A 12204-nucleotide genomic window follows, 5' to 3' on the forward strand; every position below is an offset into this window, starting at 1 on the left:
CAGGGTAGCCTCCATTGCCTTCCACCTTGCTGACCCCCATGAATCAGTGCCCCGGAGAAAGTTGATGAGCGCGCTCTATATGATTGTCGGCACCCTGGTGGCTTTGGGTGTGCTGGTGACCTTTCACGAATTTGGTCACTTCTGGGTGGCCCGGCGTTGTGGCGTCAAGGTGTTGCGTTTCTCTGTCGGCTTCGGTACGCCGCTGGTGCGCTGGCATGATCGCCAGGGCACCGAATATGTAGTGGCGGCCATTCCTCTGGGTGGCTACGTCAAGATGCTCGACGAGCGCGAGGGCGAAGTGCCTGTCGAACTGCTCGACCAGACCTTCAACCGCAAGACGGTGTATCAGCGTATTGCCATCGTGATCGCCGGGCCGGTTGCCAACTTCCTGCTTGCCATTGCCTTCTTCTGGGTGCTGGCGATGCTGGGCAGCCAACAGGTGCGTCCGGTGATCGGTGCGGTCGAGCCGGGCAGTATCGCCCAGCAGGCCGGGTTGAGCAGTGGTCAGGAAATCGTCTCGATCGACGGTGAAGCGACCAGCGGTTGGGCGGCGGTGAATCTGCAACTGGTCAGGCGGCTCGGTGAAAGCGGTTCGATAGCGGTCATGACGCAGGATCAGGGTTCGACGGTGGCTACGCCCCACACCCTGCAGTTGAATGACTGGCTCAAGGGGGCTGACGAGCCGGATCCGATCAAGTCCCTGGGCATTCGCCCATGGCGTCCGGCGCTGGCACCGGTGCTGGCCGAACTCGATCCGCAAGGCCCGGCCCAGGCTGCCGGCCTGAAAGCCGGTGATCGCCTGGTGATGCTCGATGGCCATGGGGTCGATGAGTGGCAACAGATTGTCGATTGGGTACGTCAGCGTCCCAATACCAAGGTCACGCTGCGAGTCGAGCGTGACGGTGCACAGTTCGATGTGCCTCTGACCCTGGCCGTACACGGCGAGGGCAAGGCCGCAACCGGTTATATGGGCGCTGGCGTCAAGCCGGTTGACTGGCCGCCGCAGATGCTTCGCGAGGTCAGTTATGGCCCTGTGGCCGCCGTGGCAGAGGGAGCCAGGCGCACATGGACCATGAGTGTGCTGACCCTCGATTCATTGCGCAAAATGTTGTTCGGCGAGCTCTCGGTAAAAAACTTGAGTGGACCGATAACCATTGCTAAAGTGGCGGGCGCTTCGGCCCAGTCAGGCATTGGTGATTTCCTGAATTTCCTTGCTTACCTGAGCATAAGCCTGGGGGTTCTGAATCTGCTGCCCATTCCTGTGTTGGATGGGGGGCATCTTTTGTTCTATCTGATTGAATGGGCGCGTGGTCGCCCGCTCTCGGAAAGAGTACAGGGTTGGGGGGTTCAGATTGGTATCAGTCTGGTGGTGGGCGTGATGTTGCTCGCACTGGTCAACGATCTGGGCCGACTATAAAGCTTCGCTGTGTTGCGAACCTGCCGCATTTTGCGGCAGTTTGTTTATTGCCAGTTGGAATAAGAAAGGACTTCATGAAACGTCTGCTGCTAACTGCGGTTCTCGCCGTACTGATGATCGCTGAAGTTCACGCCGAGTCCTTCACTATCTCCGATATCCGGGTCAATGGCCTCCAGCGGGTTTCCGCCGGCAGTGTCTTTGGCGCATTGCCGCTGAACGTGGGTGAGCAAGCGGATGATAGTCGTCTGGTCGAGGCCACTCGTGCGCTGTTTAAAACCGGGTTCTTTCAAGATATCCAGCTCGGCCGCGATGGCAATGTTCTCGTCATCACCGTGGTCGAACGACCTTCGGTTTCGAGCATTGAAATCGACGGTAACAAGGCAATCTCCACAGAAGACCTGATGAAAGGTCTGAAGTCGTCGGGTCTCGCCGAAGGCGAGATCTTCCAGCGCGCGACCCTCGAAGGCGTACGTAACGAACTGCAACGCCAGTACGTGGCGCAAGGTCGTTATTCGGCCGAGGTAAAAGCCGAAGTCGTACCGCAGCCGCGTAACCGCGTGGGCCTGAAGATCGACATCAACGAAGGCACCGTGGCCGCTATCCAGCACATCAACGTGGTGGGCAACTCGGTGTTCCCGGACGAAGACCTGATCGGTCTGTTCGAGCTCAAGACCACCAACTGGCTTTCCTTCTTCAAGAACGACGACAAGTACGCCCGGGAAAAACTCTCTGGTGACCTGGAACGTCTGCGTTCCTACTACCTCGATCGCGGCTATATCAATATGGATATTGCCTCGACCCAGGTTTCGATTTCGCCGGACAAGAAGAGCGTGTTCATCACGGTCAACGTCAACGAAGGCGAGAAATACACCGTCAAGTCGGTTGCCCTGAGCGGTGACCTGAAAGTGCCGGAAGATCAGGTCAAGTCCCTGCTGCTGGTCAAGCCGGGCCAGGTGTTCTCGCGCAAGCTGATGACCACCACCTCGGAACTGATCACCCGTCGTCTGGGTAACGAAGGCTATACCTTCGCCAACGTCAACGGCGTGCCGACTCCGCACGACGAAGACCACACGGTCGATATCACCTTCGGTGTCGATCCGGGCAAGCGTGCCTATGTCAACCGCATCAACTTCCGTGGCAACACCAAGACGGCGGACGACGTGCTGCGTCGTGAAATGCGCCAGATGGAAGGTGGCTGGGCTTCGACCTACCTGATCGACCAGTCCAAGACCCGTCTTGATCGCCTGGGCTTCTTCAAGGAAGTGAAGGTGGAAACACCGGCGGTTCCGGGTACTGACGACCAGGTTGACGTGAACTACGCGGTTGAAGAGCAGGCGTCCGGTTCTATCACTGCCAGCGTCGGTTTCGCCCAGAGCGCGGGCCTGATCCTTGGTGGTTCGATCAGCCAGAACAACTTCCTGGGTACCGGTAACAAGGTCAGCATCGGCCTGACCCGCAGCGAATACCAGAGTCGTTACAACTTCAGCTACGTGGACCCGTACTTCACGCCGGACGGTGTGAGCCTGGGCTACAACGCCTTCTATCGCACCACTGACTATAAAGACCTCGACGTTGACGTCGCGAGCTATGCGGTCGACAGCTACGGTGCCGGTGTCAGCCTGGGCTACCCGATCAACGAGACCTCGCGCCTGAACTTCGGCCTGACCGTGCAGCACGACCAGATCAAGACCGGTACCTACACCGTCGACGAAATTTTCGATTTCGTCGACAAGGAAGGCAATTCGTACACCAACTTCAAGGCGTCGGCCGGCTGGTCCGAGTCGACCCTGAACAAGGGTACCCTGCCGACCCGTGGTCACTCGCAGAGCCTGGTGCTGGAAACCACGATTCCGGGCAGCGACCTGTCGTTCTACAAGCTCGACTACCGCGCCCAGTACTTCCATCCGATCACCTCGGACTACACCCTGCGTCTGCATACCGAGTTGGGTTATGGCGACGGTTACGGTTCCACCTCGGGCCTGCCGTTCTATGAAAACTACTATGCCGGTGGTTTCAACTCGGTTCGTGGTTTCAAGGACAGCACCCTGGGGCCGCGCAGTACGCCGAGTCGTGGCGCGGCTAATGGCGGTAAGCCAGGTACTCTGGCTGACCCGGACCAGGATCCACTGCCGTTCGGTGGCAACGTTCTGGTGCAGGGTGGTGTGGAAGTCATGTTCCCGCTGCCATTTATCAAGGATCAGCGTTCCCTGCGCACTTCGTTGTTCTGGGATGTGGGTAACGTCTTTGACAGCAACTGCAAGTCCTCCACTACCGCAGAGAACCAAAAGGTCAAGTGCAGCAACGTTGACCTCTCCGGCCTGGCCAGTTCCGTGGGTGTAGGTGTGACCTGGATCACTGCGCTTGGTCCGTTGAGCTTCGCCCTGGCCATGCCGGTGAAGAAGCCGGACAACGAAGCCGAAACCCAAGTGTTCCAATTTTCCCTGGGCCAGACCTTCTAAGTGTCTGACCTGATAATGACAACGAATTCCGTAGGAGTTGTATTGTGCGTAAGTTGACTCAATTGGTACTGCTGGCAACTGTTCTGGCAGCGACCCCGGCTTTTGCCGACATGAAAATCGCGGTACTGAACTACCAGATGGCTTTGCTTGAATCCGACGCAGCCAAGGCCTACGCCGTGGACGCCGAGAAAAAATTCGGCCCGCAACTGAACAAGCTGAAAACCCTGGAAAGCAGCGCCAAGGGCATTCAGGACCGTCTGGTTGCCGGTGGCGACAAGATGGCCCAGCCTGAGCGTGAGCGCCTGGAGCTTGAATTCAAGCAAAAGGCCCGCGACTTCCAGTTCCAGTCCAAGGAACTGAACGAAGCCAAAGCCGTTGCTGACCGTGAAATGCTCAAGCAACTCAAGCCGAAGCTGGACCAGGCCGTAGAAGAAGTCATCAAGAAAGGCGCCTATGACCTGGTGTTCGAGCGCGGTGCGGTGATCGACGTCAAGCCTCAGTATGACGTGACCCGCCAGGTCATCGAGCGCATGAACCAGCTGAAGTAATCATGAGCGCAACCATCAAGCTCGGCCAATTGGCCGAGTTCCTCGGCGCCACTCTCCGTGGCGCGGCGGACAGGGACATCACCGGGCTGGCGACTCTGCAAGAGGCCGGCCCGGATCAGGTCAGCTTCCTGGCCAATCCGCAGTACCGCAAATTCCTCGCCGAAACCCATGCCGCAGCTGTCTTGCTCAAGCCTGCCGATGCTGAAGGTTTTGCCGGGGATGCTTTGCTTGTGCCTGATCCCTATCTGGCCTATGCGCGGATTTCCCATCTGTTCGATCCCAAGCCCAAGGCTGCACCCGGTGTGCATCCGACGGCGGTGATCGCGGCGGATGCCCAGGTTGATCCTGCAGCCAGTATCGGTGCCTTTGCCGTGATCGAAAGCGGCGCCCGGATTGGCGCAGGGGTGACCATCGGTGCCCACTGCTTTATCGGTGCCCGCTGTGAAATCGGCGCCGGTGGCTGGTTGGCCCCGCGCGTGACCCTCTACCACGATGTGCGCATCGGTGAACGTGTGGTGATCCAGTCCGGAGCGGTGCTGGGCGGCGAGGGCTTCGGTTTCGCCAACGAGAAAGGTGTCTGGCAGAAAATCGCCCAGATCGGCGGTGTGTTGATTGGCGATGACGTCGAAATTGGCGTCAATACCGCCATCGACCGCGGCGCGCTGGCCGATACCCGCATCGGTAATGGCGTGAAGCTCGACAACCAGATCCAGATTGCCCACAACGTGCAGATTGGTGACCACACGGCCATGGCGGCCTGTGTCGGTATCTCCGGCAGCAGCAAAATCGGCAAGCATTGCATGCTCGCAGGCGGTGTCGGTCTGGTCGGGCATATCGAGATCTGCGACAACGTGTTTATCACCGGCATGACCATGGTCACCCATTCGATTACCGAACCAGGGTCTTACTCCTCGGGTACGGCGATGCAACCGGCGGCCGAGTGGCGTAAAAGTGCTGCACGCATCCGTAAACTTGATGAAACAGCGCGACGACTGCAGAAACTGGAAAAGATTGTCGAGACAGTGACCTCAGGCGCTCAGGTTTCATCAGATGGCTGATACTTTTTTCATATCAGGTGCGATCAGTCGATAAGCGGCGCCCTTGATATGCAGAGGAATGCTGCGCGTGCGTCGCGCACTCCCAATCTTTACTACAGGCTTCCCCTCGAAATGATGGACATCACAGAAATTCGCGAATACCTGCCTCATCGCTACCCGTTCCTGCTTGTGGATCGCGTGGTGGAGCTGGATGTCGAGAGCAAAAGCATTCGTGCCTACAAGAATGTCAGCATCAACGAGCCTTTCTTCAACGGCCACTTCCCTCAGCACCCGATCATGCCGGGCGTACTGATCATCGAAGCGATGGCCCAGGCTGCCGGTATTCTCGGTTTCAAAATGCTGGACGTGAAACCGGCTGACGGCACCCTTTACTACTTCGTCGGTTCCGACAAGCTGCGCTTCCGCCAGCCTGTAACGCCGGGCGACCAGTTGATCCTGGAAGCCAGGTTCATCAGCTGCAAGCGCCAGATCTGGAAGTTCGAATGCCAGGCCTCGGTCGACGGCAAACCTGTATGCTCCGCAGAAATCATCTGTGCGGAACGTAAACTATGAGTTTGATTGACCCTCGCGCAATCATCGATCCGACAGCCATCCTGGCTGACGATGTCGAGGTCGGCCCGTGGTCGATCATCGGAGCCGATGTGGAAATTGGCGAGGGTACGGTCATCGGGCCGCACGTTATTCTTCGTGGCCCGACGAAAATTGGCAGGCACAACCGTATCTACCAGTTTTCGTCCGTGGGTGAAGATACCCCGGACCTCAAGTACAAGGGCGAAGCAACGCGCCTGGTGATCGGCGATCACAACATCATCCGCGAAGGTGTGACCATCCACCGTGGCACCATTCAGGACCGTGCTGAAACCACCCTGGGTGACCACAATCTGATCATGGCCTATGCCCATATCGGTCATGACAGCGTCATCGGCAACCATTGCATCCTGGTCAACAACACCGCGCTGGCCGGCCACGTGCACGTCGATGATTGGGCGATTCTTTCCGGTTTTACCCTGGTTCACCAGTTCTGCCACATCGGCGCCCATAGTTTTTCCGGCATGGGCACGGCCATCGGCAAGGATGTTCCGGCGTTCGTTACCGTATTCGGCAACCCGGCGGAAGCGCGTAGCATGAACTTCGAAGGCATGCGTCGCCGTGGTTTCAGCGAAGAAGCCATTCATGCACTGCGTCGAGCCTATAAAGTGGTCTATCGCCAGGGCCTTACGGTCGATCAGGCGATTGCCGAACTTGCCGAACCTGCTGCGCAGTACCCCGAAGTCGCTGTGTTTCTCCAGTCCATCCAGTGTTCGACCCGCGGCATCACCCGCTGACCATGACGAACGTACTGCGTGTCGCCCTGGTTGCCGGTGAGGCGTCGGGGGATATCCTCGGTTCCGGTCTGATGCGGGCGCTCAAGGCCCGTCATCCTGCTATCGAATTTATTGGCGTCGGCGGTCCGTTGATGGAAGCCGAAGGCCTGGCCTCTTATTTTCCCATGGAGCGTCTGTCTGTCATGGGGTTGGTCGAGGTGCTTGGCCGCCTGCGCGAGCTGCTGGGTCGGCGCAAGCTGCTGATCGAGACCCTGATAGCTGAAAAGCCGGATGTCTTCATCGGCATCGATGCCCCCGATTTCACTCTCAACGTCGAACTCAAGCTGCGTCAGGCCGGAATCAAGACCGTGCACTACGTCAGCCCGTCGGTCTGGGCCTGGCGGCAGAAGCGGGTGCTGAAGATTCGCGAAGGCTGCGATCTCATGCTGACCCTGCTGCCGTTCGAGGCACGTTTCTACGAAGAGAAGGGCGTGCCGGTGCGTTTTGTCGGTCACCCATTGGCCGACACTATTCCCCTTGAGGCCGATCGTGAGGCCGCCCGTGCCGAGCTGGGCCTGGGCAACGGGACTGTCGTGGCGCTGATGCCGGGCAGTCGCGGTGGTGAAGTCGGTCGCCTGGGTACGCTGTTTTTCGACGCCGCCCAGCGCATGCTGGCGCAGCGGCCCGGCATCCGTTTTGTTCTGCCCTGCGCCAATAACCACCGCCGTGCGCAGATCGAACAGCAGCTGCAAGGCCGGGATCTGCCGGTGATGTTGCTCGATGGCCGCTCCCACGTGGCCCTGGCGGCCTGCGATGCGGTGCTGATCGCCTCGGGCACTGCGACCCTGGAAGCGCTGCTGTACAAGCGGCCGATGGTCGTTGCCTATCGCCTGGCGCCGTTGACCTACTGGATTCTCAAGCGCCTGGTCAAAAGTCCTTACGTTTCCCTGCCCAACCTGCTGGCCCAACGCCTTCTGGTTCCTGAGTTATTGCAGGACGCGGCCACGCCTGATGCATTGGCGCAAACTTTGCTGCCGTTACTCGATGACGGCCGGGCGCAGACCAACGGTTTTGCCGAGTTGCAGCACACCCTGCGTCGTGATGCCTCAAACCAGGCTGCTGATGCCGTACTGGGCCTGCTGGGCCAATCGTCTTCACTATGAGTACACGATCAATGCAAATGGGCCTGGATTTCAGTCTGGTCGAAGAGCTTGTAGCCGGTGTCGATGAGGTCGGTCGCGGCCCATTGTGCGGCGCGGTGGTCACGGCAGCGGTGATCCTCGATCCGAACCGGCCGATCCTCGGTCTCAACGACTCGAAGAAGCTCACCGAAGCCAAGCGCGACAAGCTCTACGACGAGATCATGGAGAAGGCCCTGTGCTGGTGCATTGCCCGGGCCGAGGTCGAGGAAATCGATCGTCTGAATATCCTCCATGCAACCATGCTGGCCATGCAACGCGCCGTGGAAGGCCTGAGCATTACGCCGAAGCTGGCGCTGATCGACGGCAACCGCTGCCCCAAGCTCTCGGTGCCCAGCGCCCCGGTGATTCAGGGTGATGGCAAGGTGCCTGCGATTGCTGCGGCATCGATTCTGGCCAAAGTCAGCCGCGACCGGGAAATGGCAGCCTTCGAGCTGATTTATCCGGGCTACGGCATTGGCGGGCACAAGGGTTACCCGACGCCAGTGCACCTGGAAGCCTTGGCGCGCCTGGGGCCGACGCCCCTCCATCGGCGTTCGTTCGGCCCTGTCCGCGCAGCCTATGAAGCGCGCGAATCCATGGGCCAGGTGCTTGCTACGGATTTGCTCCTGGGCTGACCTGACGGACGCGAGCACACAAGCCGTTCGTCCCGGTACAATCCCTGCCTTCGTTTTTTGTGTTCTAGCGCTATAGGATCACCATGCCGGCTTCTTTCGTTCATCTACGCCTGCACACCGAATACTCGCTGGTCGACGGTCTGGTCCGGGTCAAGCCCCTGGTCAAGGCCCTGACAGGCCTGAATATGCCTGCGGTGGCCGTGACCGATCAGAACAACATGTGTTCGCTGGTCAAATTCTACAAAGCCACCATGGGCGCCGGGATCAAGCCGATCTGTGGCGCCGACCTGTGGCTGTTGGGCAAGGATCAGGAAACCCTCTCGCGTATCAGCCTGCTGGTGATGAACCCGCAAGGCTATCGCAACCTGACAGAGCTGATTTCCCGTGGCTTTATCGACGGCCAGCGTAACGGCCAGATCATTATCGAGCGCGAATGGGTTGCCGAGGCCAACGAAGGGCTGATCATGCTGTCGGCGGCGAAGGAGGGCGAAATCGGTATGGCCCTGCTGGGCTCCAATCCGGCCGACGCCGACCAGCTGCTCAAAGAATGGATGGCGGTCTTTCCTGATCGTTTCTACGTGGAAGTCCAGCGGACCAACCGTGTCAACGATGAAGAGCATCTGCACGCGGCCGTAGCTCTGGCCGATCGCCATGGTGCGCCGCTGGTGGCCACAAACGATGTGCGCTTCATCAAGCAGGAAGATTTCGAGGCCCACGAAACCCGCGTCTGCATCGGTGAAGGCCGCGCCCTGGACGACCCGCGCCGCTCGCACAACTACAGCGACCAGCAGTACCTCAAGAGCGCCGAGGAAATGGCCGAGCTGTTCAGTGACCTGCCCGAGGCGCTGGAAAATACCGTCGAAATCGCCAAGCGCTGCAATATCGACGTCAAGCTGGGCACCCACTTCCTGCCCAACTTCCCGATTCCCGATGGCATGACCATCGATGAGTATTTCCGCAAGGTGTCCTTCGACGGTCTGGAGGAACGTCTGGCGGTGCTGTTGCCCAAGGACACCACCGAGGACTACGACGCCAAGCGCCAGGTCTACGTCGACCGGTTGAATTTCGAGCTGGATATCATCATCCAGATGGGCTTTCCCGGTTACTTCCTGATCGTGATGGACTTTATCCAGTGGGCCAAGAACAACGGCGTACCGGTCGGTCCTGGCCGTGGGTCGGGTGCCGGGTCGCTGGTGGCCTATGTGCAGAAGATCACCGACCTCGATCCGCTGGAATATGACCTGCTGTTCGAACGCTTCCTGAACCCGGAACGGGTTTCCATGCCCGACTTCGACGTCGACTTCTGCATGGACGGTCGTGACCGCGTGATCGATTACGTGGCCGAGAAATACGGGCGTAACGCGGTCAGCCAGATCATCACCTTCGGTTCCATGGCGGCCAAGGCGGTGGTGCGGGACGTGGCGCGGGTACAGGGCAAGTCCTATGGCCTGGCTGACCGTCTGTCGAAAATGATTCCCTTCGAGGTCGGCATGACCCTGGAGAAGGCCTACGAGCAGGAAGAGATCCTGCGCGACTTTCTCAAGGTCGACGAAGAGGCGGCAGAAATCTGGGAGATGGCACGCAAGCTCGAGGGCGTGGTGCGTAACGTCGGCAAGCACGCCGGCGGTGTGGTCATTGCGCCGACCAAGCTCACCGACTTCTCACCGATCTATTGCGACGAGGCCGGTGACGGCCTGGTGACCCAGTTCGACAAGGATGACGTCGAGGCGGCAGGCCTGGTGAAGTTCGACTTCCTCGGCCTGCGCACCCTGACCATCATTGACTGGGCGCTCAAGACCATCAACCGTGACCGCGCCAAGGTCGATCAGGAGCCGCTGGATATCGCCTTCATCCCCCTGGATGACGCGCCGACCTACCAGTTGCTGCAGAAAGCTGAAACCACTGCGGTATTCCAGCTTGAATCACGGGGCATGAAGGAGCTGATCAAAAAGCTCAAGCCCGACTGCCTGGAAGACTTGATCGCACTGGTGGCGCTGTTCCGTCCCGGTCCGCTGCAATCGGGCATGGTGGACGACTTCATCAACCGCAAGCACGGTCGCGCCGAACTGGCCTACCCGCACAGCGATTACCAGTACGAGGGCCTCAAGCCAGTACTGGCACCGACCTACGGCATCATCCTGTATCAGGAACAGGTGATGCAGATTGCCCAGGTCATGGCGGGTTACACCCTTGGCGGTGCAGACATGCTGCGCCGGGCCATGGGTAAGAAGAAACCCGAGGAAATGGCCAAGCAGCGCGGCGGTTTCATCGAAGGTTGCGCGACCAATAATATCGACGCCGATCTGGCAGGTAACATCTTTGACCTGGTAGAGAAATTCGCCGGTTACGGCTTCAACAAGTCGCACTCGGCTGCCTATGGCCTGGTTTCCTACCAGACCGCGTGGTTGAAGACCCACTACCCGGCGCCGTTCATGGCGGCGGTACTTTCGGCGGATATGCACAACACCGACAAGGTCGTGACCTTGATCGAGGAAGTGCGCACCATGAAGCTGCGTCTCGACGCGCCGGACGTCAACGCCTCGGAATTCAAATTCACGGTGAGCGAAGACGGTCGCATCATCTACGGCCTCGGCGCGATCAAGGGCGTAGGCGAGAGCCCGGTCGAAGCCATCAGCGAGGCGCGTCAGGCCGGGCCGTTCAAGGACCTGTTCGACTTCTGCGCCCGTGTCGACCTCAAGCGCGTCAACAAGCGCACCCTCGACGGCCTGATCCGTAGTGGCGCCCTGGACGTGCTGGGGCCGTACTTCGAAACCGAGCCCAAAGCTTATCAGGCTAATATCGACCGCAATCGCGGTGTGCTGCTGGCCGCCCTTGAAGAAGCCATTCAGGCTGCCGAGCAGACCGCCCGTAGCCATGACAGCGGTCACGCTGACCTGTTTGGCGGCCTGTTCGTCGAAGAAGATGCTGATGTCTACGCCAACCACCGCAAGGCCCGGGAGATCAGTCTCAAGGATCGTCTGCGCGGTGAGAAAGAAACCCTGGGGCTGTACCTGACCGGTCACCCCATCGACGAATACGAAGGCGAGATTCGTCGTTTCGCCCGCCAGCGCATCATCGACCTCAAGCCGGCCCGGGATACCCAGACCGTGGCGGGCCTGATCATTGCCCTGCGCGTGATGAAGAACAAAAAGGGCGACAAGATGGGGTTCATCACCCTCGACGACCGCTCCGGAAGGATCGAGGCGTCATTGTTTGCCGAGGCTTTCCATACTGCCAGCTCGCTGCTGCAGACCGACGCCATGGTGGTGGTCGAAGGCGAAGTCAGTAACGATGACTTCTCCGGCGGCCTGCGTCTGCGCGCCAAGCGGGTGATGAGCATCGAGGATGCCCGTACCAATCTGGCCGAAAGCCTGCGCCTGACGGTGCGTGCCGAGGCCTTGAAAGGTGATCGCCTGCGCTGGCTGGGTGACTTGTGCAAGAGCCATCGCGGCGCTTGCCCGATCACCCTTGATTACACGGGGCCGGATGCCCGAGCGTTGCTGCAATTCGGTGAACAGTGGCGAATTGATCCCGCAGATAGCCTGATTCAGGCACTGCGTGACCAGTTTGGACGTGAGAACGTCTTCCTCCAGTATCGCTGA

General features: G+C 59.4%; 9 protein-coding genes. All 9 read left to right on the forward strand.

Annotated features, from left to right (window positions below; genetic code table 11):
• The first annotated feature begins 64 nt into the window (after positions 1 to 64).
• The 9 genes from rseP (at position 65) to dnaE (ending at position 12204) form a co-directional block, all read left to right on the forward strand.
• Positions 65 to 1417, forward strand: coding sequence for a sigma E protease regulator RseP (rseP, locus tag ACCD02_RS11605; protein ID WP_413301488.1), 1353 nt, complete (start codon positions 65 to 67; stop codon positions 1415 to 1417).
• Positions 1418 to 1491: 74 nt separating this feature from the next.
• Positions 1492 to 3876: an outer membrane protein assembly factor BamA gene (gene bamA / locus ACCD02_RS11610; protein WP_413301490.1), complete on the forward strand. Its 2385-nt coding sequence runs from the start codon at positions 1492 to 1494 to the stop codon at positions 3874 to 3876.
• A 44-nt stretch (positions 3877 to 3920) separates the two neighbouring features.
• Complete coding sequence (locus ACCD02_RS11615) at positions 3921 to 4424, forward strand: OmpH family outer membrane protein (RefSeq protein WP_259109912.1); 504 nt, start codon at positions 3921 to 3923, stop codon at positions 4422 to 4424.
• A 2-nt stretch (positions 4425 to 4426) separates the two neighbouring features.
• A complete protein-coding gene (gene lpxD / locus ACCD02_RS11620; protein WP_413301493.1) occupies positions 4427 to 5482 on the forward strand; it encodes a UDP-3-O-(3-hydroxymyristoyl)glucosamine N-acyltransferase in 1056 nt (351 codons plus the stop codon).
• A gap of 111 nt (positions 5483 to 5593) precedes the next feature.
• Positions 5594 to 6034, forward strand: a complete 441-nt coding sequence (fabZ, locus tag ACCD02_RS11625) for a 3-hydroxyacyl-ACP dehydratase FabZ (RefSeq protein WP_413301495.1) — start codon at positions 5594 to 5596, stop codon at positions 6032 to 6034.
• Complete coding sequence (lpxA, locus tag ACCD02_RS11630) at positions 6031 to 6807, forward strand: acyl-ACP--UDP-N-acetylglucosamine O-acyltransferase (protein ID WP_413301497.1); 777 nt, start codon at positions 6031 to 6033, stop codon at positions 6805 to 6807. Before fabZ ends, lpxA begins: the two co-directional genes overlap by 4 nt.
• Positions 6808 to 6809: 2 nt before the next feature.
• Positions 6810 to 7949, forward strand: coding sequence for a lipid-A-disaccharide synthase (gene lpxB, locus ACCD02_RS11635; RefSeq protein ID WP_413301499.1), 1140 nt, complete (start codon positions 6810 to 6812; stop codon positions 7947 to 7949).
• A gap of 11 nt (positions 7950 to 7960) precedes the next feature.
• A complete protein-coding gene (gene rnhB / locus ACCD02_RS11640) occupies positions 7961 to 8602 on the forward strand; it encodes a ribonuclease HII (RefSeq protein ID WP_413301847.1) in 642 nt (213 codons plus the stop codon).
• An 83-nt stretch (positions 8603 to 8685) separates the two neighbouring features.
• Complete coding sequence (gene dnaE / locus ACCD02_RS11645; RefSeq protein WP_413301501.1) at positions 8686 to 12204, forward strand: DNA polymerase III subunit alpha; 3519 nt, start codon at positions 8686 to 8688, stop codon at positions 12202 to 12204.

It is taken from the genome of Pseudomonas sp. Pseusp88 (assembly GCF_047303955.1).
Taxonomy (GTDB): Bacteria; Pseudomonadota; Gammaproteobacteria; order Pseudomonadales; family Pseudomonadaceae; genus Aquipseudomonas.

Coding starts and splice junctions, on each gene's coding strand:
- rseP (WP_413301488.1), top strand. CDS start 65: ATGAGCGCGCTCTATATGATTGTCGGCACCCTGGTGGCTTTGGGTGTG.
- bamA (WP_413301490.1), top strand. CDS start 1,492: ATGAAACGTCTGCTGCTAACTGCGGTTCTCGCCGTACTGATGATCGCT.
- lpxD (WP_413301493.1), top strand. CDS start 4,427: ATGAGCGCAACCATCAAGCTCGGCCAATTGGCCGAGTTCCTCGGCGCC.
- fabZ (WP_413301495.1), top strand. CDS start 5,594: ATGATGGACATCACAGAAATTCGCGAATACCTGCCTCATCGCTACCCG.
- lpxA (WP_413301497.1), top strand. CDS start 6,031: ATGAGTTTGATTGACCCTCGCGCAATCATCGATCCGACAGCCATCCTG.
- lpxB (WP_413301499.1), top strand. CDS start 6,810: ATGACGAACGTACTGCGTGTCGCCCTGGTTGCCGGTGAGGCGTCGGGG.
- rnhB (WP_413301847.1), top strand. CDS start 7,961: ATGCAAATGGGCCTGGATTTCAGTCTGGTCGAAGAGCTTGTAGCCGGT.
- dnaE (WP_413301501.1), top strand. CDS start 8,686: ATGCCGGCTTCTTTCGTTCATCTACGCCTGCACACCGAATACTCGCTG.